This window comes from Agromyces indicus, assembly GCF_031432295.1.
Taxonomy (GTDB): Bacteria; Actinomycetota; Actinomycetes; order Actinomycetales; family Microbacteriaceae; genus Agromyces; species Agromyces indicus.
Genome location: NZ_JAVKGS010000003.1, coordinates 574,279 through 597,600, shown reverse-complemented (window position 1 = coordinate 597,600; position 23,322 = coordinate 574,279). Strand labels below are relative to the sequence as shown.

Genomic DNA, 23,322 nt, shown 5'->3' with positions numbered 1-23,322 from the left:
CGGTCACCCCGGGATCTCGGTGCGGACGGCGAACAGCTCGGGGAAGAACGTGAGCTCGAGCGCTCGCCGCAGGAACGGCGCGCCGCTGGAGCCGCCGGTGCCGGTCTTCGAGCCGATGATGCGCTCGACGGTCTTGAGGTGCCGGAACCGCCAGAGCTGGAAGTTGTCCTCGAGGTCGACGAGCTCCTCGCACGTCTCGTACGCCGACCAGTGGCGGTCGGGATCGGCGTAGATCGCGGCGAACACGGGCACGAGTTCGGGCCGGAAGGTCCAGGCCTCGGTGACGTCGCGCTCGAGCACCTCGGCGGGGATGTCGTAGCCGGCGCGCGCGAGCAACCGCAGGAACTCGTCGTAGATGCTCGGCGACTCGAGGGCGTGGCGCAGGATGGCGGTCGCCGAGGCATCCGCTTCGAAGACCTGCATCATCCTGGCGTTCTTGTTGCCGAGCACGAACTCGACGGCGCGGTACTGGTACGACTGGAACCCGCTCGCGTTGCCGAGCACGCCGCGGAACTGCGCGTACTCGGTGGGCGTGAGCGTGGCGAGCACCGACCACTGCTCGGTGAGGGTCTTCTGGATGTGCTTGACGCGTGCGATGCACTTCAGCGCCGGAGCGAGTTCGTCGGCGCGCATGAGGTCGCGTGCGGTCTCGAGCTCGTGCAGCACGAGCTTCAGCCAGAGCTCGGTGGTCTGGTGCTGGATGATGAACAGCAGCTCGTCGTGGTGCTCGGGCCGCGAGATGGGGCGCTGCGCCGAGAGCAGCGTGTCGAGGTCGAGGTAGCCGCCGTAGCTCATCCGGTCGCTGAAGTCGGTGACGACGGATGCCTCGATCCGCCGCGTGTTCGCCTCGACCCCGTCGTCGGCGAGCTGCTCGTCGTGTGCTGCCACCCGGCCAGCCTAGCCAGCGGGCCGGTCGCGCCGTCAGGGCGGTCGGGACGGTCGGGTCCGGTACTCCGGACGGGTCGGAGGACAGGGGTAGGGTCGGCGCCATGGAGGAGACCTACCGGTTCACGAGCGAGCTCTACCGGTGGAGCGAGCGGGCATCCGACACCTGGTACTTCGTGGACGTGCCCGAGGAGGAGTCCGACGAGATCCGCGACCGCCCCCGGATGCCGCGCGGGTTCGGTTCGATCCGCGTCGAGGCGACGATCGGCGGCACGACGTGGCGGACCTCGATCTTCCCCGGCCGCGAGCGGTACGCGCTCCCCGTGAAGCGCGCCGTGCGCGAGGCCGAGGGGGTCGAGCCGGGCGAGCCGGTGGAGGTCGTCATCCGCACGCTCGACTGATCTCGTTCGGGACGACGCGGCGGATGTTCCCCCGGGCAGTGGGCTGCCCGCCATCCGCCGCGTCGCGGTTCGCCGCGTGGGCGAGCTTCCCCCGGGTTCGGGTACCAAGCGGAGGATGCTGTCCGAATCCTACCCGCCGGCATCGGGCGAGCCAAGCCCCACGGCGCGGGCACAAGGGCCCGAAGGAATCGCAGGCGACGGGCGTAGATTGTGGTCGTGGAATCCCCCGTGACGATGCGCAGGGATGCGCGACGCAACCGCGAGCGCCTCATCGTCGAGGCGAAGCGACTCTTCGCCGAGCGCGGCGTCGACGCTCCGCTCGACGAACTCGCCAACCGGGCCGAGGTGGGCGCCGGCACGCTGTACCGGCACTTCCCGTCGAGGGACGCGCTGATCCGCGCGCTGTACGACGACGGCGTCGCCGAACTCCACGCGTACGGTCCCCGGATCCTCGAGGCGCCGACGGGCTGGCAGGCCGTCGAGCGCTGGCTCGAACTCCTCTCGGGCTGGCTCGCCGAGCGCCCGTACATCCCCGGCATCATGCGCCGGATGGCCGAGATCGAGCCCGACCACCGTCCGGGCATGGAGTTCCAGGCGCTCATGGACGGCATCGTCGAGCGCGCCAAGGCCGAGGGATCGCTCCGGCCCGATGTGACCGCGGTCGACCTCAGCATCCTCGTCGACATGCTCGGCTCGCTCGGACAGTACGGCGGTGCGTACCTCCCGTACTGGCGCCGTCAGCTCACGGTCGTGATCGACGGCCTGCGGGCCCGACCGGATGCCACGCCCCTGCCCGGGGTCGCGCTCGAATTCGATGCGTTCCACGACATGTCGCACCGGAAGCGCCCGGCCGACTAGTCGGAGCGCCAGCCGCCGTGCCGTGCTCAGAGCCCCTGCGTCAACCGTTCCACGAGCGCGCGATACCGCTCCGCCGTCTGCTCGACGACCTCCGCCGGCAGGACGGGCGGTTCCTCGGTCTCGTCCTGGTTCCAGTTCGCGGCGAGCCAGTCGCGCACGATCTGCTTGTCGAAGCTCGCCATCCGCACCTCGGGCGTCGGGCCGGTGAGGTACGCCTCGAGGTCCCAGTAGCGGCTGGAGTCGCTCGTGAGCACCTCGTCGGCCAGGGTCACGATGCCGAGTTCGCGGTCGGCCCCGAACTCGAACTTCGTGTCGGCGAGGATCAGCCCGCGCTCCTCGGCGACCTCCGAGGCGTGCGCGAACACCGACAGCGAGACCGCGCGGAGCTGCTCGGCGACGGTCTCGCCGACGAGCTCGACGGTGCGCTCGTACGTGATGTTCTCGTCGTGCTGGCCCAGGGGGGCCTTCCACGCGGGGGTGTAGATCGGCTCCGGCAGCCGGTCGCCGTCGGCGAGGCCCTCGGGCAGGCGGATGCCGGCGATTCCGCCGGTCTCGACGTACTCCTTGTAGCCGCTGCCGGTGAGGTACCCGCGCACGACGCACTCGATCGGGAACATGTCGAGCGCACGGCAGAGCATCGCACGGTCGGCCACCTCGGCCGGCACGGGCGGAAGGTCGCGATAGCGGTCGTCCTCGGCGTAGGCGAGGTGGTTCGGCACCTCGGGCAGGCGGTCGAACCACCAGCGCGTGAGCGAGGTGAGCAGCGCTCCCTTGCCGGGGATCGCGGGTTCCAGCACGTGGTCGAACGCGCTCACGCGGTCGCTCGCGACCACGAGCACCACGGGCGAGAGCGACATCGGGTCGCCCGTCCAGGTGTCGTCGTCGGTCATGAGCACGGTGGGCACGTACAGGTCGCGCACCTTGCCCGAGTACACGTGCGTCCAGCCGTCGAGTCCGTTCGCGTCGGTCATGGCCGTCTCCTCCTCGTCACGGATGCCGCAGCCCGGCGGGCGCGGCGAACCTCGTCAGTCCGCGACGCGCGCGGCGATGTCGGTGCGGTACTGGCCGCCCTCGAGACGCAGGTGGCCGATCGCCTCGTACGCGCGGCGGCGGGCCTCGGCGAACCCGTCGCCGACGGCGACGACGTTGAGCACGCGCCCGCCCGTGGCGATGAGGTGCGGCTCGGTGTCGTCGGCGGTCGAACCGACGGCGGTCGCGGCGTGGGCGACGTGCACCCCGGTCACGGATGCCGCATCCAGGAGCCCGTCGATCCGTCGGCCGGTCTCGGGCGACTCGGGGTACCCCTCGCTCGCGAGCACGACGGTGACCGCGGCATCCGGACGGAACTCTGGGCGCGGCTGCTCGGCGAGCCGGCCGGTCGCGGCCGCGTAGAGCAGGCCCGACAGCGGCGTTGCGAGGCGCGGGAGCACCACCTGGGTCTCGGGGTCGCCGAATCGTGCGTTGAACTCGATGACGCGGATGCCGCGGCTCGTGATGATGAGGCCGGCGTAGAGCAGCCCGATGAACGGCGTCTGCTCCTCGTCGAGGCGGCGGATCGTGGGCAGGGCGATGGTCTCGATGACCTCGTCGACGAAGGCCTGTTCGCTGCCGAAGCGCTCGTCGAGCCAGGGCAGCGGCGAATAGGCGCCCATGCCGCCCGTGTTGGGGCCCTCGTCGCCGTCGCGGAGGCGCTTGTAGTCCTGGGCGGGCGAGAGGGGCAGCACGTTCGAGCCGTCGGAGAGCAGGAACAGCGAGACCTCTGGGCCGTCGAGGAACTCCTCGACGAGCACCGGTCCCTGCTGCAGGTAGTGCGCAGCGTGGGCGATCGCGGCCTCGCGATCGTCGGTGACGAGGACGCCCTTGCCGGCGGCGAGGCCGTCGGCCTTGACGACGTACGGCGAGCCGACCTCGTCGAGTGCGGCGATGACCTTGGGCAGCGAGTCGACGAGCTCGGCGCGACCGGTCGGCACCCCGGCGGCCTCCATGATGCGCTTGGCGAAGGTCTTCGATCCCTCGAGCTGCGCCGCCGCCTTGGCCGGGCCGAAGGTCGCGATGCCGCGCGTGCGCAGGGCGTCGGCGACGCCGGCGACGAGCGGCGCCTCGGGGCCGATGACGACCAGTTCGATGTCGTTGTCCATCGCGTAGTCGGCCACGACGACCGGGTCGGTCGGGTCGAGCGCGATGGTCTCGACGCTCCCGCGCGCCGACGACGTGGCGGATGCCGCGATGCCCGCGTTGCCGGGCGCGGCCACGATCTCGTGCCCCGCCTCCTCGTCGAGCAGGGCGAGGATGATGGCGTGCTCGCGCGCGCCCGAACCGAGGACGAGGATTCTCACCCCGTCAGGCTACCGGAGCGCCCTCCCGGCGACACGGGCCGTGACATTGGGGGAGGATGGGCGCATGGCACGCGCGCGGATCGGGGACGACATCGGGAGGGCCGCCGTCGCGGTCGTCGTGCAGGTCGGCGGAGACGGGCTCGCGTCGGGCGAGGCGCCGTCGGTCGACCGCACCACGCTCGCGCTCGCGGTGCGCTACACCCTGCAACTGCTCGCCGAGCAGGCGCCGGGCGGGTCGGTCGAGGTCCGCGTGCCGCCCTACGGCGCCGTGCAGTGCGTCGAGGGTCCGCGGCACACCCGCGGCACCCCGCCGAACGTCGTCGAGACGGATGCTGCGACCTGGCTCGCCCTCGCCACCGGCCGGCTCGACTGGGAGGGCGCCCGGTCGAGCGGGCGCGTGCACGCCTCCGGGCAACGCGCCGACCTCACCGGCACGGTGCCGGTGATCGACGCCGAGCGGCTCCGCTGACGGCACCCATCCCACGCTGAGGCGGGTGGGGGAGAATGGCACGGTGACCGATGCGCCGAACCGCCCCGAGCCGACCGACCCCGAGCCGAGCACGCCGGGCGAGCCGACGCGACCGGCGGCGCCGGAGGCATCCGTCGACCGGGTCGTCACGCCCGAGGCGGACCACCCGCGGGTGGAGCGCATGGAGGTCGAGCCCGAGCCGGGCGAGCAGCTCGAGACCGACGTGACGAGCGACGCGGTGACGGTCCGCCGTGCGCCGCGCTATCCCGCGTTCATCCTCGCCGGGGTCGCCCTCGGCGTGGTGGTCGCGCTCGTGCTCACGTTCGCGTTCCCCGAGAACGCCGAGTTCGATCGTGGGCAGGTGTTCGGCTTCCTGCTGCTGTGGGCGGGCGCGATCGGCGCCGCGGTCGGCGGCATCGTCGCCCTCCTGGTCGATCGGATGCTCGCGCGTCGGGGCCGCTCCGCCGTGGCCGAGCACGAGGACACGCACTACGTCGACGACGACCGCGCGTCCTGAGCCGGCGGGGGCGGTGACGGTCCTGCCCCGCGGGTCCCGAGCAGCATCCGCTCGAACTGGTCCACGCTGCCGCCCGCGCGCTCGAGGTCGGCCCGACGGAGCACCGCGCGCCAGCCTCCCGCCCGATCGCGCGCGAGCACCACGGGCAGCCCGGTCTCCGCGATGACCGCCTGCGCGGCGGCATCCGTCACCTCGTTGCGGTGCGCGAGCGCGAACGACGCACCGAGCCGCGCGACCATCGCGTCCCAGGCGGGCTTGCGCCGCCAGGTGTGGGTGATGTCGCACAGGGCGCACTCCGCGCGACCCAGCAGGTGGCCGATGACGTAGCTCACCTCGCCGACCACGCCCCCGTCGGCGTCGTACACGCCGAGGTAGTCGACCGTCGGTGCAGCGGATGCCGCGGCATCCGTCGTCTCGCCCATCACCGCATCGTGCCAGCGCACGCTGGAGAAGCGCCGTGGCCCGGCTGGAAGGACGCCCGGGCCGGCGTCAGCTGAGCTGGGTGCGCTCGACCCAGTCGAGGTACTCGGGGGTGACCGTGCCCGTCACGTACTCGCCCGTGAAGCACGACAGGTCGAGCTCGCCGATGCCGGTGCCCTCGGTGATCGCCGCCTGGAGGTCCGCCACCTCCTGGTAGATCATGTTGTCGGCGTCCAGCTCGCGCGCGATCTCGGGGATCCGGCGGCCGTGGGCGATGAGCTCGGCGCGGCTCGGCATGTTGATGCCGTAGACGTGCGGGTAGCGGACGGGCGGCGCCGCCGACGTGAAGGTCACCTTGTTGGCGCCCGCCGCGCGGGCCATCTCGACGATCTCCTTCGACGTGGTGCCGCGCACGATCGAGTCGTCGACGATGAGGACGTTCTTGCCGCGGAACTCGGTGCCCATGGCGTTGAGCTTCTGGCGGACCGAGCGCTTGCGCTGCGCCTGCCCCGGCATGATGAAGGTGCGGCCGACGTAGCGGTTCTTGTAGAAGCCCTCGCGGTACTCGATGCCGAGCTTCTGCGCGACCTGCATCGCGGCGGGGCGCGACGAGTCGGGGATCGGCATGACCACGTCGATGTCGCCCTGGTCCATGTGGGTCTCGATGGTGGTCGCGAGCCGGTCGCCCATCCGCAGGCGCGCCTCGTACACCGAGATGCCGTTCATGACGGAGTCGGGTCGGGCGAGGTAGACGTACTCGAACGAGCACGGCACGAGGCGCGGGGCCGTCGCGCACTGGCGCGAGATCATCTCGCCGTCGAGGGTGATGAAGATCGCCTCGCCGGGCTCGACGTCGCGCACGACCTGGTAGTCGCCGTTCTCGAGCACGAGCGACTCGGATGCCACGATCCACTCGTCCTTGCCGGCCTCGGTGGTGCGCTTGCCGAGGATCAGCGGCCGGATGCCGAACGGATCGCGGAAGGCGAGCAGCCCGTAGCCGGCGATCATCGCGATGACGGCGTAGGAACCCTCGACGCGCTCGTGGACGAGCTCGACCGCGCGGAAGACCTGGTCGGGGTCGAGCTCGAGGCCCGTGATCTGGCCCTGCAGCTCGGTGGCGAGCACGTTGAGGAGCATCTCGGTGTCGCTCGTGGAGTTCACGTGGCGCCGATCGATGCGGAACAGGTCGCCCGACAGCTCGCGCGTGTTCGTCAGGTTGCCGTTGTGCACGAGGATGATGCCGTACGGCGCATTCACGTAGAACGGCTGCGCCTCCTCCTCGCGCTCGGCCGCGCCCTTGGTCGTGTAGCGCACGTGCCCGAGGCCCATCGTGCCGAGCAGGGACCGCATGTCGCGCGTGCGGAACGCCTCGCGCACCTGGCCGCGTGCCTTGTGCATGTGGAACACGGAGCCGTCGGCCGTGGCGATGCCCGTCGAGTCCTGGCCGCGGTGCTGCAGGAGCAGCAGGCTGTCGTAGATCTGCTGGTTGACGGGCTCGGTGGAGACGATGCCGACGATGCCGCACATGCGCGCGATGGCTCCTCGTAGGGGTGGGTGGGAGTCCGAGCTGGACGCTCAATCCTCCCACACGCGCGCGTGTGAGCCGGCTGGGCGGATGTCGGTGCTCACCTGAGCGCCGGCGTGCGCCGTGAACCGCCGGACGCCGCGGCGGCGCAAACGATGAACGCTACTGCACGGAAGGGCTCTTGTGCCGACCTTTTCGGGATAGCGGTATCACGCTGTCGGAATCCGCGAAATCGTGACCCCCTTCTACCCCCGAACGGGGGGTGCATGTCAGGCTCACCGCACCGAACACACCCGGGCCGGAACCCTACCTCCGGCTCGGAACGCCTACAGAAAGGGCAACCGATGAAACGCTCCTTCCGTGCCGGCCTCGCCGGCGTGGCGCTCGTCGCCTGCAGCCTGCTGGCTGCGCCGCTCGCCGCGAACGCCGCACCGCCGGAAGTGCCGCCGGGCGTCGACCGCCGGGCCGTCCCGGCGGCCGAACAGGCTGCCGCCGCCGAGTACTGGACGCCCGAGCGCATGCGCTCGGCGATCCCTGCCGACGTGCTCCTCCAGGGCAAGCGGGCGACGACGCCCGCACCCGAGGTCGCCGCCGGCGCGCCCGTCACCTACGGCAAGCCCGTCAAGGGAGACGCGCCGCAGCCGAAGGCCACGAACGAGAACCCGGTGCGCAACATCGGCAAGGTCTTCTTCACCCTGAACGGAGCGAACTACGTCTGCTCGGGCAACTCGGTGAGCGCGCCGAACGCCAGCCTCGTCTCGACCGCGGCCCACTGCGTCCACTCCGGACCGGGCGCCTACGCCACGAACTGGGTCTTCGTCCCCGCCTACCAGAACGGCAGCGCCCCCTACGGTCGCTGGACCGCGACGGCGCTCGTCGCTCCATCGCAGTGGACGCAGAGCGGCGACATGAGCTACGACGTCGCCTTCGCGAAGGTCGCGCCGCTGTCGGGTCGCACCCTCTCCGCGACCGTCGGCTCCACGGCGATCGCCTTCAACCAGGCGCGAGGCCTCTGGTACAAGGCCTACGGCTACCCGGCCGCGTCGCCGTTCAACGGCCAGACGCTCAAGGGCTGCTCGGGCACCGCGACGCAGGACCCGTACCGCCAGACCATGTCGCAGGGCATCCCGTGCGACATGACGGGCGGTTCGTCCGGCGGACCGTGGTTCCTGTCGTCCGGTGCGCAGAACTCGGTGAACAGTTTCGGCTACAACGCCATCCGGAACGTCATGTTCGGGCCGTACTACGGCACGGTGGCGCAGAGCACCTACTCGGCCATCGCGTCCTACTGACGCGATCAGCGGGGCGCCTCGGGACGGGCGCCCCGCTCCCTCCGGGTGCCGAACGCGGCCCGGCACGCCCCACCACGATCTCCGACGAAAGGACCATCCGTCCATGAAACTCACCTCCTTCCGCGCCGCCCTCACCGGCGCGGCACTCGTCGCGTGCGGCCTGCTGGCCGTGCCGACCGCGGCCTCGGCCGCACCGCCCACGCCACCGCCCGGGATCGACCAGCGCGCCGTCCCGGCCGCCGAGGCGGCCGCGGCATCCTCGTACTGGACCGCGGAGCGCATGCGCGCGGCGATCCCCGCCGACGTCCTGCTCGCCGGAAAGACGGCGTCGACGCCCGCGAGCAAGGTCGCCGCGGGCGCCCCGACGACCTACGGCGCGTCGGCGACCGCGATGGTCGCGGCCGAGGCGCCGGTGTCGAACATCGGCAAGGTGTTCTTCACGCTGAGCGGGAAGAACTACGTCTGCTCGGGCAACTCCGTGAGCGCCGCCAACGCGAGCCTCGTCGCCACCGCCGCGCACTGCGTGCACGGCGGCAAGGGCAAGTACGCGACGAACTGGGTGTTCGTGCCGGCGTACGAGAACGGCAGCGCACCGTACGGCCGCTGGACCGCGACGACGCTCACCGCCCCGACCCAGTGGACGCGCGGCGGCGACATCACCTACGACGTCGCCTTCGCCAAGGTCGCCCCGCTCAACGGCCGCACCCTCTCGGCGACCGTCGGCGCGACGCCCATCGCGTTCAACCAGGCGCGCGGTCTCGCCTACGACGCGTTCGGCTACCCCGCCGCCGCACCGTTCGACGGGCAGACCCTCCAGTCCTGCGCGGGCACCGCGAGCCCCGACCCGTACGGCCAGACGCAGTCGCAGGGGATCCCGTGCGACATGACCGGCGGCTCGTCGGGCGGACCGTGGTTCCTGTCGTCGGGCGCGCAGAACTCGGTGAACAGCTTCGGCTACAACAACATCCCCGACGTGATGTTCGGGCCGTACTACGGCTCGGTCGCGCAGAGCACCTACGCGACCGCCGCCGCGGGCTGACCCACCGAACCGGAGCGCCTCGCACACTCGTCGGTGCGGGGCGCTCCGTCGTGCCCGGCGAGCGGAGGCGGGGCTACCGGGCGTGCAGTTCCACGAACGTCCGCAGCATCCGACTCGGCTCGGACACCTCCGCCCGACGGGCCGACGCGAGCGTGAGCTCGAGCTCGTCGGCCGCGAAGTACCCGTGGTCGGCGTAGGCGTGGATGCGCACGATGATGCCGTCGAGGTCGAGCTCCGGGTGGAACTGCGTCGCGTACACGTTCCGGCCCACGCGGAACACCTGCACCGGACACCCCGGCGACGAACCGAGCAGGGTCGCCGCGCCCGGCAGCGCCCGGATCGCCTCCTTGTGCCCCACGAACGCGTTGAAGGTGCGGGGCATCCCGGCGAGCAGCGGGTCGGTCTCGCCGGCCCCGGTCAACGTCACGGGCACGACGCCGATGCGCTCGCCGTAGGTCCGGTCGATGGTCGCGCCGATGTGCGCGCCGACCGTGCCGACGCCGTAGCAGGCGCCGAGGAACGGGAAGTCGCTCGCGATGACCCGGTCGAGCAGGCTCGCGAACTCGGCCTCGACCCGGTGCTGCACCGCCGACTTCCGCTCGGGCGGGTCCGACGCGTTGAACGGGCCGCCGCCGACGAAGATGCCCGAGAGCTCGTCGAGGTCGAGGGGCGGCATCCGCTCGGCCTCGAGCCGCACCCGCAGGAGGTCGTGCTCGTCGAGCCCGGTGGCGCGCAGGAAGAGCGCGTACTCCTGGTCGGCGGGCACGTCCTCGGCCCGCGTGGCGAGGAGGACGAACGGCTTCACGGCCCCACGATACGCGCGAGGCGGGGTCCGCGTCAGTACTGCGAGGGCGTCGCGAGCACCGCCATCGTGCAGCGCGATACGCACACCAGGCGCCCCTGCTCGTCGGTGATGCGGATGTCCCACACCTGGGTGGTGCGCCCGCGCGTGATCGGACGGGCCTCGCCGTACACCCAGCCCTCGGTGACGGGACGCACGTGGTTGGCGTTGATCTCCATGCCGACGCAGTAGAACTGCGCGGGGTCCACCGTGAACGAGGCGCCCCAGCTCGCGAGCGTCTCGGCGAGCGCGACGGACGCACCCCCGTGCAGCACCCCGGCGGGCTGGCGGGTGCGGTGGTCGACGGGCATGCGGCCCTTCAGCGAGTCCTCGGTCAGCTCGGTCATCTCGATGCCGAGGGTGCGGATCATGGCGTGCTCGCCGCGCGAGTTCGCCCACTCCAGCGAGGGCTCGCCGAACCAGATGCTCATGCGCTCGAGTCTGCCACGGGCGCCGAGTTCGGCGGCGGAGTCTCGGTACGGGCGCTTCGCGTCCCACTCGACCACCCGGGGGCGTCAGGCGAGTTCGGCGATGATCGGGTGGATCGCGTCGTCGAAGGCCGCGGCATCCGCTCGCAGCTGGTCGGTGACGGCGACCGTCTTGCGGCCGACCCACCAGACCCCGGATGCCGCGAGCGGGAGCACCTCGACGTTCAGCTCGAACGAGTGCGCGCGCCGCCCCACCTCGCGCTCGTGCTCGGCGATCGTGCCCGCGTAGGCCCGGTACGTGTCGCCGGAGCGGGCGGCCGACGCGGTCCGGTAGCGCTCGTGCGCCCAGTCGGCCCAGGCGAGCGCGGCCTCCGCGTGCGGCCGGATCGAAGCGGCGAGCGCCTCGGCGCCCGAGACGGGGAGGGCGACCGCCGTGCCGTACTCGTCGATGAGCTCGAGCGGCACCGGCGAGGGGTGGTCCTCGGGTTCGACGGTCATGGCCCACCATTCGCGCCACTGCTTCTCGAGGGCGTCGTGCGCGTCGACGTCGCGCGGCGCGGGGTCGGAGCCGATGCGGCCCACGTCGCGCAGGCGCGGCAGCTCGGCGGGTGAGGCGATGCCGAGCACTTCGCGCAGGTAGAGGGCGAGCAGCACCCCGGTGCTCGCATTCTCGCGAATCACCCACGACGGCGTGGACCCCGCGTGCATGTCCCGATTCTACCGCCGGCCCCCGTCACCCGGCCCGGCGGCGCGCAGCCGCACGGGTAGCCTTGACGCGTGAGCGCCAACTCGTCCTACGCCGCTGCCGGAGTCGACACCGCCGCCGGCGACCTCGCCGTCGAACTGATGAAGGAGGCGGTGGCGAAGACCCACGGGCCGAACGTGCTCGGCGGCGTGGGCGGGTTCGCGGGCCTGTACGACCTGTCGTTCGCGAAGGACTACCGCCGGCCGCTGCTCGCGACCTCGACCGACGGCGTCGGCACGAAGATCGCGATCGCGCAGGCGCTCGACCGCCACGACACCATCGGGCAGGACCTGGTGGGCATGGTCGTCGACGACATCGTCGTGGTCGGCGCGACGCCGCTGTTCATGACCGACTACATCGCCTGCGGCAAGGTCGTGCCCGACCGGATCGCGTCGATCGTCACGGGCATCGCCCGCGCGTGCGCCGAGACCGGCACGGCCCTCGTCGGCGGCGAGACCGCCGAGCACCCGGGACTCATGGGCGTCGACGACTACGACGTCGCGGGTGCGGCGGTCGGCGTGGTCGAGGCCGACCGCGCCCTCGGCGCCGAGCGCGTGGTCGACGGCGACGCGGTCATCGCGATCGAGTCGAGCGGCCTGCACTCGAACGGCTTCTCGCTGGTCCGCAGTATCCTCCGTCTGGCCGAGATCGGCTACGCCGATCGGTCCGATGACCTCGGCACCACCTGGGGCGAGGCGCTCCTCGAGCCCACCCGCCTCTACTCGGGGCCGCTCGTGAAGCTGCTCGCGCACGAGACGCTCGGGACGGCCGTGCACTCGCTCTCGCACGTGACGGGCGGCGGCATCGCGGCGAACCTCGCGCGCGTGCTCCCGCGCGGCTCATGGGTGGAGGTCGACCGCTCGACGTGGTCGCCCCAGCCGGTCTTCCGCGTGCTCAACGACCTCGCGGGCGCCACGCTCGAGTCCACCGAGGGCACCTGGAACCTCGGCATCGGCTTCTTCGCGGTGGTCGCGGCCGACGCCGCGGCATCCGTCATCGCCGAACTCGACGCGCTGGGGCTGCCGTCGTGGCAGGTCGGGACCGTCGGGTTCGGCGACCGGCCGGGGGCGGCGGAGGGCGGGCCCGACGCCTGGGAGCAGGGCGCCAAGGGCGTCGACGGGGGCGCCGTGCGCCTCGTCGGGACCTACGCGAGCTGACCGTGCGCGCCGCGGTCTCGATCGGCCTCGCCGGCACCACCGACCACGACCTCCTTCGGGCGCTCGCCCCGCGGCTCGAGCGGCTCGGGTTCGACGGCGTCTGGCTGAACGACGTGCCCGGCGGCGACTCGCTCGCGGGGCTGCGGGCCGTCGCCGAGGTGACCGACCGGCTGCGCCTCGCGACCGGTGTGATCCCGCTCGACCGCCGGCCCGCGGCGAGCCTCGACCTCGGCGGCCTGCCCGTCGAGCGCACGACCCTCGGCATCGGCTCGGGCGGCTCGCGGCATCCGCTCGGCGTCGTGGCCGACGGCATCGCCGAACTCCGAGGCCGAACGGATGCCGCGATCGCGGTCGGCGCGCTCGGCCCCCGCATGCGACGGCTCGCCGCACGGCGGGCCGACGCGGTCGTCCTGAACTGGCTCACCCCGGCCGCCGCCGAGCAGGCGATGGCCGAGCTGCGACGCGATGCCGGGGATCGGGCCGACCGGGTGCGGGGCGTGCTGTACGTTCGCACGATCGCCGACGCGGCCGCCCGGGCGGCCCTCCGGCGCGAGGCCGATCGGTACGGTTCGTTCCCCTCGTACGCGGCGAACTTCGCGCGCCTCGGCGTGCAGCCCATCGACGCGACCATCGACCGCGGGGAGCGCCTGGCCGCGTACGACGTCGTCGACGAGGTCGTCCTGCGCGCGATCACCGCCGACGGGACGCTCGACGAGCTCGAGCGCTTCGCCGACGAGGCGGCGCGCTGGCGGAGTTCGCTCGCCTGAACCGGTCCGGCGCCGGCGGGTGCCCCGCTGCGGGACCATCGGCCGTGTCCGCGTCGCGACGGCCGCGGCTACCGTGGCCGCATGAGCCTCCGGTCCGAGACCCCGGCCCCCGCGGTCGCCGAGCGCGGGGGCACGCCGGTGCGCCTCGGCCGCTGGACGGCCCTGGTGGTCGCGGGCGAGGGCGTCGGCTTCCTCATCCCGGTGACCGGCTTCTGGATCGCCTCGGCGCTGGGCCTCGACGGCTGGGCCGCCTGGGGGCTGCTCGTGGGCGCAGGCGCGGGCGAGGGCGCGCTGCTCGGGCTCGGACAGTCGCTGGCGCTGCGGGGCACGCGCGCCGCGGTGCGGGTGGGGCGATGGGTGGCGGCGACGGCGGTCGCGGCATCCGTCGCCTGGTCGATCGGGATGCTGCCGCCCACCCTCGCCGACCTCGGCTCGCCGCTCGACTTCACCGCGCCCGCCACGTGGGTCGCGGTCAGCGCCGGCGGGCTGGTGCTGCTCGCGACGATCCCGGTGGCCCAGTGGCCGGTGCTCCGCGCCGCGGGCGTGCCGCGCGCCTGGCGGTGGGTGCCGCTCAACATGGCGGCCTGGCTGGTCGGGCTGGGGTTCACGTTCCTGCCGTCGCCGTTCATCGACGAGTCGACTCCGACGGCGCAGCTGTTCGCGTGGTTCGCGATGGGCGGGGTGCTCATGGCGCTCACCGTCGCGCTCGTCACCGGGTGGGGCCTGCGACGGATGACACGTCGCTGACCGGGCGACACGCGGGACCTTGTGCCTCGGGCCGCGCGCCGAACGGCCGGTACCGTGATCGCAATCGCCGGGACGGATGCCGCGACCGCAGCCTCCGGCCGGCGACCGGCGACGGGGCGCGCCGGATCCGATCGTGGGGGAAGGCGATGGGGGAGTCGATCGAGTCGGCCGAACGGGCCGGTGCCGACACCGCTGGCGCACCGGACCCGCGCCCGCGCCGCGCCGGTCGAGCACGGACCGTCGCGGGCGCCGTCGCGCTCGTGCTGGCCGCGGCCGGCGCCACCGCTGTGGGCGTGCAGCTGCTGGGCACCGACGACTCGCGCGACCTCGTCTCGTTGCAGTCGGTCGACTTCGCCGACGAGCCCGATGGACCAGTCGCCTCGGACGACGGCTGGACCGCGGAGGTCGCCGGGTCGGTGCTCCGGCTGCGGGCCGTCGCCCCGGGCGCGATGCAGCCGTTCTGGACCGCCTCGCCCGCCACCGACGCGATGACGGTGTCGGCGACGCTCGACCTGCCACCGGGCGTCGCCGGCGACGACCTGTTCGTCGGCGGGATCACGGTGCTGGGGGAGTCCGGCGCGGGCTGGGGTGTCGCGTGCGGGTCCGACGGCGACGCGTACGTGCTCGCCGTGTGGGACGGCCGCAGCCAGGCCCTCGACCGGATCGCGGACGCGGGCTGCGACGGTGAGCGGGTCGACCTCGAGCTCGCCGCGGCGAGGTCGGGGGAGCGCACCGACACGATCGAGGTGCGACTTCCCGACGGCGGACGCGTGGTCCTGAAGCCCGGCGAGGTCCGCGGTCCGTTCACCGGGGCGGGATTCGTGATGGCCTCGGCGGACCGCACGCTGACGGTCCCCGGCCTCGACGTGCGCACCTACGAGGTGCGGGTCGAGCCGGCGCCGACGAACGGCGCAGGGTCGTAGAGGGCCGCCCTCGCGTCAGCGAGGGGGATGCGGTGGGATCAGGAGGCCCGGTGCGTTCCGTCGTCGGCCACGAACGAGTCGTCGTCAGCTGCGTACTCGGCCCACTTCGACGCTTCGTCGTCGTAGTGGTCGTGGTTGGAAGCCGTGAGCTCGCGCTCGAGCGCGCTGTAGTCGGTCGCGGGGCTGAAGTACTTGAGCTCCCGCGCGACCTTGGTGTGCTTGGCTTTCTGACGGCCGCGCCCCATGCGTGACCCCCTTACGACGTCTGGCCGGGTGGGATGTACGTCACCCGGCTCTTCTGATAATGATCAATCCCGGCCGATAGTTTAGCACCGCCGGGACGCCCGGACGCCGTCCCCCGCGGCGCCTGCGGAGTTGCCCTCCCCGCCCGCGGTGAACGCGGGAACGTGCTGAGATAGACGGGTGGAATCGATCCCCGAGCGCGTGAAGGTGGCGGTGATCGGCGCCGGTCAGGCGGGCCTGTCGGTGGCGTTCTACCTGCGGCGATTCGAGCTCGTCGCCGACGAGGACTTCGTCATGCTCGACCGAGCGCCGGGGCCCGGCGGCGCCTGGCAGCACCGGTGGTCCTCGCTCCGGCTCGGCACCGCCCACAAGGTCAACGACCTGCCCGGCATGGCCGAGCTCGGCCTCAGCTTCGAGACCGCCGACCGGTCGCTGCCGGCCAAGGAGGTCGTCGCCGACTACTACGGCCGGTTCGAGCAGCACTACGACCTCCGCGTGCACCGCCCGATCGACGTGCGGCGCGTGGCGAACGACGGCGTCGACCTGCGCATCGAGTACGGCGACCTCGCGCCGCAGCCCGTGGAGGAGGAGAAGTCCCGAGGGTTCTTCGGACGCCGGCGCAAGACGTTCCGCGAGCCCGAGCGGCCCGAGACGCCGGTCGGCGAACTGCGGACCCAGTTCCTCGTGAACGCGACGGGAACCTGGGGTTCGCCGTTCGTGCCGTACTACCCGGGCATGGGCGACTTCCGGGGCCGGCACGTGCACACCTCGGACTACGTGGACGCCGAGGCCTTCCGAGACCAGCACGTCGTGGTGGTCGGCGGCGGCACGTCGGCCATCGGGTTCATGCTCGAGCTCGAGGACGTCGCGGCCGAGCTGACCTGGGTCTCCCGTCGGCCGATCGACTGGCTGGACCGGCAGGAACTCGACCTGGAGGGCGCGTCGGCCGCCGTGGCCAAGCAGGACGAGGCGGCGCGCGCGGGCCGGGCGCTGCCGTCGATCGTGAGCGGCACCGGCGTGCCGAAGAGCCGCCGCATCGCGGCCGGCATCGAGCGCGGGCTGCTCGTCGCCAAGCCCATGTTCGAGCACATCGAGGCCGACCGGGTCGTGTGGAGCGACGGGTCGTCGGCCCGTGCCGACGCCATCATCTGGGCCACCGGGTTCCGCCCGGAGCTGCGCCACCTCGCGCCGCTCAAGCTGCGCGAGAAGGCGGGCGGCGTCACCGTGGGCCAGGGGGCCTCGTGGAACGACCCGCGGGTGTTCCTCGCGGGCTACGGTCCGCAGGCGTCGACGATCGGCGCCAACCGCGCCGGGCGCATGATCGCCCGGCAGATCATGGCCATGATCTAGCGAGCGGTGGCGACGAGGTCGGCGACCCAGTCGTTCGCGTGCAGCACGCGCCCGTCCGCGACCTCGAAGGCGGCCTCACCCAGGAGCCGGAAGCCGGCCTTGCGGCACACCGCGTTCGACGCCGGGTTGTCGACGCGAGGGAAGGCGTGGACCGGGAGTCGCTCGCCACGTTCGCGCGCCGTGTCGAGCATCGCCATCACCGCGGCCGGGGCGATCCCGCGACCGCGGTACGCCGCCTCGACCGACCACCCGGCCTCGAGAACCGGCCGGCCCTGCCACTCGCGGCGCCAGAAGCCGACGATGCCGACGCCCTCCGGGTGCTCCGGGATGACGATGCGGAACTGGTGCGCCGTGCCCTCGCGACCGAGGCGGAGGTAGCGCTGGTGCCGCGCACGCACCTCGGCGTCGGTCTCAGGGCCGCCGAGCTGGTCCATGAGCTCCGGCGTGTTCGCGCGGCGGAGCAGCTCGAGGTCGTCCTCGGACCAGGCGCGCAACGTGACGTCCGTCATGGGTCCCAGTCAACTCGGCGCCGCCGACATCCGCTCGGCCCGCCGCGAACGCAGGAGGACCCGCATCATGCCGCGACTCGGGAGCGGTCATGATGCGGGTCCCCTGCCCGGCCGATGGCGGCGGACGCCGTGCGGTCAGCGCTGGGCGAGCTCCTGCAGCACCTCGGCGCGGACGTCGGCGAGGCGCGAGCGCAGCAGTGCGACGGTGTCGGCGTCGACCCGGCCCCGGTTGGCCTGGCTGCGCAGCTCGCGCCGGATCTGCTGCCGGAACTCGGTGATCGCGAGGTCGGCCTCGTGGACGGCGCGGGTGGCGTCCGCGCTCGGCTGCGGGGTCGGGTGCTCGGTGGAGGCGGCCTTCTTCGCCTCGCGCGCGGCGTTGGCGAGTTCGGCGCGCAGCGTGCGCATCGCGGCATCCACCTCGGCTCGCACGCCCTGCGCGAGGCGGCGGACCGAGTCGGTCACGTCATCCTCGATCGCGTCGAGCTCGTGGCGGCGCGACTCGAGCTCGGCACGACCGGCGTCGGTGATCTCGTAGACCGACTTGCGACCGTCGGTGCGCTTGGAGACGAGCCCCTCCTCCTCGAGCTTCGCGAGCCGGGGGTAGATGGTGCCGGCGCTCGGCGAGTAGGTTCCGCCGAAGCGCTCGGACAGGGCCTGGATGAGCTCGTACCCGTGTCGCGGCTGCTCCTCGAGCAGCGCGAGCAGGTAGAGGCGCAGGTTGCCGTGGGCGAAGACGGGCGGCGTCATGCGGAGGCCTCGCCCGTGTCGGCGGTGGCCCCCGCGGTCTGGCGGCGGATCACCGAGATGTTCCCGGAGACGCTGTTGGCGGCGAGGTCGAGCCAGGTGCCCTGCAGTTCGCCCGTGATGCGCTCGAAGCCCTTGCCGAGCATGCCGCGCATCTGGGTGTCGTCGAGCAGGAGCGAGCCGCTGACCGTGTTGACCCGGTAGCGGGCGCCGCTGCCGGCGTCGAAGCGCACGGTGAGGTCGCCCGACACGGTGTTCGTGTCGACGCGGCTCGGGGTTCCGCGCACGTCGAGGATCATGTCGCCCGAGACGGTGTCGGCCTTGAACGAGCCGACCTCGCCCGTGACGGTCACGTCACCCGAGACGGTGTGGGCGACGACGCGGCCGGTGTGGTCGCCGACCGAGACCTCGCCCGAGACGCTCGAGCACTCGATGTCGCCGGCGTGGTTGTCGATCACGAGGTCGCCGTTGACGGCACTGAACTTGCCGTCGTTGTCGAAGCCCGACACGAGCGCGTCGCCCGAGACCACGCCGAGCTTCATCGCGACCGCGCGCGGCGCGAGGATCGAGATCTCGGCCTTCGCGCTGCCTCGGAAGCCCTTGAAGACCTCGATGAAGTTGTCCCACCGCAGCTGCGGGTGGTCGATCTCGAGCGAGTCGCCGTCGATCTGGATCAGCAGGTCCTTGCCGGTGACGCTCGATACCTCGACGCGGGCGCCGGGGTCGTCGTGCGCGATGATGTCGACCTTGCCGCCGATGAGGCTGACCTTCAGTTTGCGGACGAGCTCGAGGTCGATGACCCGGGTCTCGCCGGGGTTCACGACCCACTTCTCGATGGCCATGCGGTGCTCCTTCGTTCCTGGGCGAGCGGATGCCGCTCCGCCGGCGCCCGACGGGCGCGTTTCGCGATATATCGCGTTGTTCGCAAGTCACGATATATCGCGTGTGCGGCGAGGTCAAGGGTCGGGCCGTAGCATCCGCTTGACTTTGACGCGGCGTCAACTTCTAGCATCGGGTGAAGCGGATGCCGGAGGAGAGGAGACGCGCATGGACTGGTCGATCCAGGAGGTCGCCCGGCTCGCGGGCACCACGAGCCGCACCCTGCGTCATTACGACGACATCGGGCTGCTCGAACCCGCGCGCATCGGATCCAACGGCTACCGCTACTACGACCGAGCCGCGCTCGTGCGGCTGCAGCGCATCCTGCTGCTGCGCGAGCTCGGGCTCGGCCTGCCGGCCATCGCGGAGGTGCTCGACGGGCAGCGCGACGAATCGCGTGCGCTCGCGGGGCACCTCGAGTGGCTCCGGCAGGAGCAGGACCGGCTGGCGCGACAGGTCGCGTCGGTCGAACGGACCATCGAGGCATTGGAGGGAGGTGAACAGATCATGGCGAAGGACATGTTCGACGGGTTCGACCACACGCAGTACCGCGACGAGGTCGAGCAGCGCTGGGGCGCCGAGGCGTACGCGCAGGGCGACCGCTGGTGGCGCGGCCTGCGCGACGACGAGCGGCAGGCGTGGAAGGAGCGCACCGCCGCACTCGGCCGCGACTGGATCGCCGCCGCCGAGTCGGGCGTCGCGCCCGACGGCGAGGAGGCCCAGGAGCTCGCCCGGCGTCACGTCGCGTGGCTGACCGGGGTGCCCGGCACGCCGGCCGCCACGCCCGGCGGCGACGTCCGGGCGTACGTGCTGGGTCTCGGCGAGATGTACGTCGCCGACCCGCGCTTCGCGGCCAACTACGGCGGCGAGCAGGGCGCGACGTTCGTGCGCGATGCGCTACGCGCGTACGCCGAGGCGAACCTGTAGGCGCTGCCGCGGAGGCGAGCCTGGAGCCGTCGCCGACGCTGGGCGGCGCGGATGCCGCGGGGCACGAGCCCCGCGGCATCCGCCCGCACCGGTGGCGCGAGGACTCGTCGAGCCGGCGTCACCCGACGTCGCACTGCGAGGCCAGGCCGGCGATGGCCGGTCCGAAGCCGGTGCCCGCGAAACCGCGGATCTCGGCGATCCGCATCGCGATCGCGCCCGGGTCGCCGGTGGCCTGGGGCACGAAGATCTGCCCCACGCACGAGGCGTTCGAGCTCGGGCCCGCCTCGATCGCGGAGGCCGGCGCCGCGAGGCCGACCGAGCCGACGATCGCGAGGCCCGTGGCGGCGAGGATGATGGTTCGTGAGCGCATGCGTTCCCCCTGACTCCTGTCGCGTGGTCCCGCTGCTCCAGCGGGCCGGCCGGCGACGTCCTGCCGGGAGTGTATCCACGGCGGTACGGCGGACGCAGGTGGCGGATCCGCCACCATGCCGGATCGGCGGACCGCGCCCGGAGTCAGGCCTGCGCGGGCGTCACGCCCGTCGCCGGGTGCGGGAGCTCCCGGTCCCGTGCCGAGCCCGGCGCCGCGGCATCCGCTCGCCGCCTGACCGCGAACAGCGGGATCGTGTAGCCGCACAGGGGCCCGATCAGGAGGGCGAACGCCAGCGTGCCGATGCCCACGTTGCCGCCGAGCAGGAAGCCCGTGACCAGGACGGTGACCTCGATGCCGGTGCGGACGACCCAGATGCGCCATCCGGTTCGGCGATGCAGGCCCGTCATGAGGCCGTCGCGGGGGCCGGGGCCGAAGTGCGCGCCGATGTAGAGGCCGGTTGCGACGGCGAGCACGACGATCCCGCCGAGCAGCATGACGATGCGCGCCCACAGGTCGAGGCCGGTCGGGATCATCCACAGCGACAGGTCGGCGAACGGACCCACGAGCAGCGCGTTCATGACGGTGCCGAAGCCCGGCTTCTGGCGGATCGGGATCCACAGGAGCAGCACCACGCCGCTCGTGATGATGGTGATGAGGCCGAAGCCAAGGCCGGTCTGCTTGGCGATGCCCTGGGTGAGCACGTCCCACGGGGCCACGCCGAGTTCGCCGCGCACGATGAGCGCGATGCCGAGCCCGTAGAGGTACAGGCCGACGACGAGCTGCACCAGGCGGCGCGCGAAGACGGGCGCGGGGTCGGCGGTGCGGAGGCCGCGGAACGTGCGGAGCGACATGGTCCCAATCCAATCCCCCGATTGGCCTTCCCGCAAAGAGCCAATTCGCCTATGGTGGCTTCACCATGGATGCCACCCTGAGCGCCCGCGCGCTCGACACCCTCCTCGGCGACTGGCGCTCGAGCGGCGGCAGCGCCTACCGCGCCCTCGCCGATCGCATCAGGCTGCTGGTGCTCGACGGGCGGATCCCCGTCGGAACGCGGCTCCCCGCCGAGCGCGACCTCGCCGAGCGGCTGGGCCTCAGCCGCACGACCGTCACCGCGGCGTACCGCGAGCTGCGCGAGCAGCACCTGCTGCACAGCGTGCGCGGCTCCGGCAGCGTGGCGCGGCTGCCCGGCGCGCCGGCGGTCCTGCCGGCACCGCCGGCCGCCGACTACGTCGACTTCTCGAAGGCGGCGCCGCCCGCGTTGCCCTGGCTCGCGGAAGTCGCGCGCGAGGCCGTCGACGAGCTGCCCGCGCACCTCGGCGACCCCGGCTTCGACCCGATCGGCACGCCCGTGCTGCGGGCCGCGATCGCCGACCGCTACACGGCGCGGGGCCTGCCGACGAGCCCTGAGCAGATCATGGTCACGATCGGTGCGCAGCACGCCATCGCATTGCTGTCGCGCGCGCTCGTCGGGCGCGGCGACCGCGCGCTCATCGAAGCGCCCACCTACCCGCACGCGTACGAGGCGCTGCGCGGGTCCGGCGCCCGGCTGGTGCCGGTCGCGGTCGCCCCGCACGACGTCGGCCCGGAGGGATTCGGTCCGGTCGACGAGGCCGACGACCTCGTGCGCGCCATCCGTCACGCCAACCCGGTCGCGGCGTATCTCATGCCCGACTTCCAGAACCCCACGGGCCGATCGCTGAGCGCCGAGGCGCGCGAGCGCGTGCTCGACGCCGCAGCGCGCCAGGGCACCGTCGTCGTGGCCGACGAGACGACCGCCGAGCTCGACATCGACCGTGCCGAGCACCCGCTGCCGCTGGCCGCGTACGGCAACGCCGTCATGGTGGGCTCCGTCGGCAAGACGGTCTGGGGCGGCATCCGCGTGGGATGGATCCGCGCCGACCGGCCGCTGATCCGTCGCCTGCTCGCGGTGCGTTCGCCGGGCGACCTCGGCACGCCCATCCTCGAACAGCTCATCGTGGCGCGCCTGCTCGGACGGATGGACGACATCCTCGAGCTCCGCCGGGAGCAGCTGCGCGCCGGGCGGGAGCACCTCGAGTCCCTCCTCGCCGACGCGTTCCCCGGCTGGCACGTGCCGCACGTCGACGGCGGCATCGTCACCTGGGTCGGCCTCGGAGCGCCCGTGAGCTCCCAGCTCGCCCTCGCCGCACGCACCGAGGGACTCATCGTCGCGGCGGGGCCGCGGTTCGGCATCGACGGCGCCTTCGAGCGCTTCCTGCGGTTGCCGATCTGCTACCCGCCCGAGGTGACGGATGCCGCGGTGCAGGCGCTCGCGCGGGCGTGGGGCTCGCTCGCCCGCACGCCCGTTCCCGACCAGAGCGTGCTCGCCGCGGTCGTCTGACTCGCCCGGGTCGCACCGGGGGCCTCGCGGGCAGCCCGACGGCCGGGCAGGCGGCGGGTTCGCCGTACCTGCCCGGCCGAGGGCGTGTCACCCGATCAGTCCCGTGCCGCCGCCATGCGCCGGTAGCCCACGAGGAGCATGCCGGCGAGGACCAGCAAGAGCGCCGCGAGTCCGAGCCCGCCGGTCTCCGCGCCGGTGGACGCGAGGGCCGAGGGTGCGGTGGTCATGCCCGCCGCAACGGTGCCCGACGTCATGACGCCCGACGGCGCGGCGCCCGGAAGTGCGGCGCCACCCTCACCGGGCGTGCCGGGGGTGCCGGGGGTGCCAGGCGTGCCGGGGGTGCCGGGGGTGCCGGGGGTGCCGGGGGTTCCGGGGGTGCCGGGGGTTCCGGGGGTGCCCGGCGTGCCGGGGGTTCCGGGCGTGCCGGGGGTTCCCGGAGTGCCCGGGGTGCCCGGGGTCACCACCATGCTCGAGCCGCCGGTCGACGAGTCGCCGATCACGGAGATGGCGTTGCCGCCGACCGTGATCGGGAGCGAGACGCCGGGCACGATCTGGGTGCCGCCGAGGATGGAGTCCTCACCGTTGGTGCCG

The 23,322-nt window shown here is 72.8% G+C and carries 27 protein-coding genes and 1 pseudogene; 13 read left to right on the top strand and 15 right to left on the bottom strand.

Going from position 1 to position 23,322, the window contains the following annotated elements:
* Positions 1-3: 3 nt before the first annotated feature.
* Positions 4-888 (bottom strand): tryptophan 2,3-dioxygenase, encoded by an 885-nt coding sequence (gene kynA / locus RH861_RS12745; protein ID WP_067945668.1) that lies wholly within the window; start codon positions 886-888, stop codon positions 4-6.
* 101 nt (positions 889-989) lie between these two features.
* Here kynA and RH861_RS12740 point away from each other — a divergent pair, with 101 nt between their 5' ends.
* Positions 990-1,286 carry a DUF1905 domain-containing protein gene (locus tag RH861_RS12740; protein ID WP_248599122.1) on the top strand — a complete coding sequence of 99 codons (297 nt, stop codon included), beginning with the start codon at positions 990-992 and terminating at the stop codon, positions 1,284-1,286.
* Between the two features lie 216 nt (positions 1,287-1,502).
* Complete coding sequence (locus tag RH861_RS12735; protein ID WP_248599123.1) at positions 1,503-2,144, top strand: TetR/AcrR family transcriptional regulator; 642 nt, start codon at positions 1,503-1,505, stop codon at positions 2,142-2,144.
* 26 nt (positions 2,145-2,170) lie between these two features.
* On the opposite strand, the gene RH861_RS12730 is transcribed toward RH861_RS12735, so the two are convergent.
* Positions 2,171-3,115 carry a phosphoribosylaminoimidazolesuccinocarboxamide synthase gene (locus RH861_RS12730; RefSeq protein ID WP_310521283.1) on the bottom strand — a complete coding sequence of 315 codons (945 nt, stop codon included), beginning with the start codon at positions 3,113-3,115 and terminating at the stop codon, positions 2,171-2,173.
* A 54-nt stretch (positions 3,116-3,169) separates the two neighbouring features.
* Positions 3,170-4,480: a phosphoribosylamine--glycine ligase gene (gene purD, locus RH861_RS12725; protein WP_310521282.1), complete on the bottom strand. Its 1,311-nt coding sequence runs from the start codon at positions 4,478-4,480 to the stop codon at positions 3,170-3,172.
* Between the two features lie 64 nt (positions 4,481-4,544).
* Here purD and RH861_RS12720 point away from each other — a divergent pair, with 64 nt between their 5' ends.
* Both RH861_RS12720 and RH861_RS12715 read left to right on the top strand, forming a co-directional pair.
* Positions 4,545-4,949: a sterol carrier family protein gene (locus RH861_RS12720; RefSeq protein WP_067945658.1), complete on the top strand. Its 405-nt coding sequence runs from the start codon at positions 4,545-4,547 to the stop codon at positions 4,947-4,949.
* Between the two features lie 43 nt (positions 4,950-4,992).
* Entirely contained in the window at positions 4,993-5,466 is a 474-nt protein-coding gene (locus RH861_RS12715) for a hypothetical protein (protein ID WP_310521281.1), read from the top strand.
* Here the strand turns inward: RH861_RS12715 and RH861_RS12710 are convergent.
* Positions 5,439-5,888, bottom strand: coding sequence for a hypothetical protein (locus RH861_RS12710; protein ID WP_310521280.1), 450 nt, complete (start codon positions 5,886-5,888; stop codon positions 5,439-5,441). The genes RH861_RS12715 and RH861_RS12710 overlap by 28 nt on opposite strands.
* 67 nt (positions 5,889-5,955) lie before the next feature.
* Positions 5,956-7,413 carry an amidophosphoribosyltransferase gene (purF, locus tag RH861_RS12705; protein WP_310521279.1) on the bottom strand — a complete coding sequence of 486 codons (1,458 nt, stop codon included), beginning with the start codon at positions 7,411-7,413 and terminating at the stop codon, positions 5,956-5,958.
* Positions 7,414-7,755: 342 nt separating this feature from the next.
* Between purF and RH861_RS12700 the strand changes: the two genes are divergently transcribed.
* Together RH861_RS12700 and RH861_RS12695 are read left to right on the top strand one after the other, a co-directional pair.
* On the top strand, positions 7,756-8,703 hold the full coding sequence (locus RH861_RS12700) for a trypsin-like serine peptidase (protein WP_310521278.1): 948 nt from the start codon (positions 7,756-7,758) through the stop codon (positions 8,701-8,703).
* Between the two features lie 103 nt (positions 8,704-8,806).
* Positions 8,807-9,742 (top strand): trypsin-like serine peptidase, encoded by a 936-nt coding sequence (locus tag RH861_RS12695; protein ID WP_310521277.1) that lies wholly within the window; start codon positions 8,807-8,809, stop codon positions 9,740-9,742.
* Between the two features lie 73 nt (positions 9,743-9,815).
* Here the strand turns inward: RH861_RS12695 and RH861_RS12690 are convergent, their stop codons facing one another.
* From RH861_RS12690 to RH861_RS12680, 3 genes are all read right to left on the bottom strand, one after another.
* Positions 9,816-10,547 carry a glutamine amidotransferase gene (locus RH861_RS12690; protein WP_310521276.1) on the bottom strand — a complete coding sequence of 244 codons (732 nt, stop codon included), beginning with the start codon at positions 10,545-10,547 and terminating at the stop codon, positions 9,816-9,818.
* Positions 10,548-10,579: 32 nt separating this feature from the next.
* Positions 10,580-11,014 carry a hotdog fold thioesterase gene (locus RH861_RS12685; RefSeq protein ID WP_067945645.1) on the bottom strand — a complete coding sequence of 145 codons (435 nt, stop codon included), beginning with the start codon at positions 11,012-11,014 and terminating at the stop codon, positions 10,580-10,582.
* 84 nt (positions 11,015-11,098) lie between these two features.
* Entirely contained in the window at positions 11,099-11,719 is a 621-nt protein-coding gene (locus RH861_RS12680) for a zinc-binding alcohol dehydrogenase (protein WP_310521275.1), read from the bottom strand.
* Between the two features lie 69 nt (positions 11,720-11,788).
* On the opposite strand from RH861_RS12680, the gene purM reads away from it, so the two are divergent.
* The 4 genes from purM to RH861_RS12660 all read left to right on the top strand — a co-directional run bounded on the left by purM (position 11,789) and on the right by RH861_RS12660 (position 15,350).
* The gene (gene purM, locus RH861_RS12675) at positions 11,789-12,913 is read left to right on the top strand and encodes a phosphoribosylformylglycinamidine cyclo-ligase (protein WP_310521274.1); all 1,125 of its coding nucleotides are present in this window, start codon (positions 11,789-11,791) and stop codon (positions 12,911-12,913) included.
* A 2-nt stretch (positions 12,914-12,915) separates the two neighbouring features.
* Positions 12,916-13,680 carry an LLM class flavin-dependent oxidoreductase gene (locus RH861_RS12670; protein ID WP_310521273.1) on the top strand — a complete coding sequence of 255 codons (765 nt, stop codon included), beginning with the start codon at positions 12,916-12,918 and terminating at the stop codon, positions 13,678-13,680.
* A gap of 81 nt (positions 13,681-13,761) precedes the next feature.
* A complete protein-coding gene (locus RH861_RS12665; protein ID WP_310521272.1) occupies positions 13,762-14,427 on the top strand; it encodes a hypothetical protein in 666 nt (221 codons plus the stop codon).
* Positions 14,428-14,573: 146 nt separating this feature from the next.
* A complete protein-coding gene (locus tag RH861_RS12660; protein WP_310521271.1) occupies positions 14,574-15,350 on the top strand; it encodes a hypothetical protein in 777 nt (258 codons plus the stop codon).
* Positions 15,351-15,388: 38 nt separating this feature from the next.
* On the opposite strand, the gene RH861_RS12655 is transcribed toward RH861_RS12660, so the two are convergent.
* A complete protein-coding gene (locus tag RH861_RS12655; protein WP_067945635.1) occupies positions 15,389-15,595 on the bottom strand; it encodes a DUF3073 domain-containing protein in 207 nt (68 codons plus the stop codon).
* Between the two features lie 178 nt (positions 15,596-15,773).
* Between RH861_RS12655 and RH861_RS12650 the strand changes: the two genes are divergently transcribed.
* Positions 15,774-16,943, top strand: coding sequence for an NAD(P)-binding domain-containing protein (locus RH861_RS12650; RefSeq protein ID WP_310521270.1), 1,170 nt, complete (start codon positions 15,774-15,776; stop codon positions 16,941-16,943).
* Here the strand turns inward: RH861_RS12650 and RH861_RS12645 are convergent.
* From RH861_RS12645 to RH861_RS12635, 3 genes are all read right to left on the bottom strand, one after another.
* On the bottom strand, positions 16,940-17,452 hold the full coding sequence (locus tag RH861_RS12645; protein WP_310521269.1) for a GNAT family N-acetyltransferase: 513 nt from the start codon (positions 17,450-17,452) through the stop codon (positions 16,940-16,942). The genes RH861_RS12650 and RH861_RS12645 overlap by 4 nt on opposite strands.
* A 135-nt stretch (positions 17,453-17,587) precedes the next feature.
* A complete protein-coding gene (locus tag RH861_RS12640; protein WP_067945629.1) occupies positions 17,588-18,199 on the bottom strand; it encodes a PadR family transcriptional regulator in 612 nt (203 codons plus the stop codon).
* Complete coding sequence (locus RH861_RS12635; protein ID WP_310521268.1) at positions 18,196-19,038, bottom strand: DUF4097 family beta strand repeat-containing protein; 843 nt, start codon at positions 19,036-19,038, stop codon at positions 18,196-18,198. The genes RH861_RS12640 and RH861_RS12635 overlap by 4 nt, the downstream gene beginning before the upstream one ends.
* A gap of 205 nt (positions 19,039-19,243) precedes the next feature.
* Between RH861_RS12635 and RH861_RS12630 the strand changes: the two genes are divergently transcribed.
* Positions 19,244-20,002 carry a MerR family transcriptional regulator gene (locus RH861_RS12630; protein WP_310521267.1) on the top strand — a complete coding sequence of 253 codons (759 nt, stop codon included), beginning with the start codon at positions 19,244-19,246 and terminating at the stop codon, positions 20,000-20,002.
* Between the two features lie 118 nt (positions 20,003-20,120).
* On the opposite strand, the gene RH861_RS12625 is transcribed toward RH861_RS12630, so the two are convergent.
* Together RH861_RS12625 and yczE are read right to left on the bottom strand one after the other, a co-directional pair.
* Positions 20,121-20,372 (bottom strand): hypothetical protein, encoded by a 252-nt coding sequence (locus tag RH861_RS12625; protein ID WP_310521266.1) that lies wholly within the window; start codon positions 20,370-20,372, stop codon positions 20,121-20,123.
* 143 nt (positions 20,373-20,515) lie between these two features.
* Entirely contained in the window at positions 20,516-21,223 is a 708-nt protein-coding gene (yczE, locus tag RH861_RS12620) for a membrane protein YczE (RefSeq protein ID WP_310521265.1), read from the bottom strand.
* 65 nt (positions 21,224-21,288) lie between these two features.
* Here yczE and yczR point away from each other — a divergent pair, with 65 nt between their 5' ends.
* The gene (yczR, locus tag RH861_RS12615) at positions 21,289-22,731 is read left to right on the top strand and encodes a MocR-like transcription factor YczR (protein ID WP_310521264.1); all 1,443 of its coding nucleotides are present in this window, start codon (positions 21,289-21,291) and stop codon (positions 22,729-22,731) included.
* Between the two features lie 95 nt (positions 22,732-22,826).
* Here the strand turns inward: yczR and RH861_RS12610 are convergent.
* Positions 22,827-23,322, bottom strand: a pseudogene (locus RH861_RS12610) (hypothetical protein); the annotation flags it as partial.

Bases quoted from the DNA above. Each gene is read 5' to 3' on its own strand.
- RH861_RS12625 (WP_310521266.1), bottom strand. From the start codon at position 20,372: ATGCGCTCACGAACCATCATCCTCGCCGCCACGGGCCTCGCGATCGTC.
- RH861_RS12635 (WP_310521268.1), bottom strand. From the start codon at position 19,038: ATGGCCATCGAGAAGTGGGTCGTGAACCCCGGCGAGACCCGGGTCATC.
- RH861_RS12655 (WP_067945635.1), bottom strand. From the start codon at position 15,595: ATGGGGCGCGGCCGTCAGAAAGCCAAGCACACCAAGGTCGCGCGGGAG.
- RH861_RS12740 (WP_248599122.1), top strand. From the start codon at position 990: ATGGAGGAGACCTACCGGTTCACGAGCGAGCTCTACCGGTGGAGCGAG.
- RH861_RS12630 (WP_310521267.1), top strand. From the start codon at position 19,244: ATGGACTGGTCGATCCAGGAGGTCGCCCGGCTCGCGGGCACCACGAGC.
- RH861_RS12710 (WP_310521280.1), bottom strand. From the start codon at position 5,888: ATGGGCGAGACGACGGATGCCGCGGCATCCGCTGCACCGACGGTCGAC.
- RH861_RS12660 (WP_310521271.1), top strand. From the start codon at position 14,574: ATGGGGGAGTCGATCGAGTCGGCCGAACGGGCCGGTGCCGACACCGCT.
- RH861_RS12645 (WP_310521269.1), bottom strand. From the start codon at position 17,452: ATGACGGACGTCACGTTGCGCGCCTGGTCCGAGGACGACCTCGAGCTG.
- RH861_RS12685 (WP_067945645.1), bottom strand. From the start codon at position 11,014: ATGAGCATCTGGTTCGGCGAGCCCTCGCTGGAGTGGGCGAACTCGCGC.
- RH861_RS12695 (WP_310521277.1), top strand. From the start codon at position 8,807: ATGAAACTCACCTCCTTCCGCGCCGCCCTCACCGGCGCGGCACTCGTC.
- RH861_RS12700 (WP_310521278.1), top strand. From the start codon at position 7,756: ATGAAACGCTCCTTCCGTGCCGGCCTCGCCGGCGTGGCGCTCGTCGCC.
- RH861_RS12680 (WP_310521275.1), bottom strand. From the start codon at position 11,719: ATGCACGCGGGGTCCACGCCGTCGTGGGTGATTCGCGAGAATGCGAGC.
- RH861_RS12665 (WP_310521272.1), top strand. From the start codon at position 13,762: ATGAGCCTCCGGTCCGAGACCCCGGCCCCCGCGGTCGCCGAGCGCGGG.
- yczR (WP_310521264.1), top strand. From the start codon at position 21,289: ATGGATGCCACCCTGAGCGCCCGCGCGCTCGACACCCTCCTCGGCGAC.
- purF (WP_310521279.1), bottom strand. From the start codon at position 7,413: ATGTGCGGCATCGTCGGCATCGTCTCCACCGAGCCCGTCAACCAGCAG.
- RH861_RS12720 (WP_067945658.1), top strand. From the start codon at position 4,545: ATGGCACGCGCGCGGATCGGGGACGACATCGGGAGGGCCGCCGTCGCG.
- RH861_RS12640 (WP_067945629.1), bottom strand. From the start codon at position 18,199: ATGACGCCGCCCGTCTTCGCCCACGGCAACCTGCGCCTCTACCTGCTC.
- RH861_RS12730 (WP_310521283.1), bottom strand. From the start codon at position 3,115: ATGACCGACGCGAACGGACTCGACGGCTGGACGCACGTGTACTCGGGC.
- yczE (WP_310521265.1), bottom strand. From the start codon at position 21,223: ATGTCGCTCCGCACGTTCCGCGGCCTCCGCACCGCCGACCCCGCGCCC.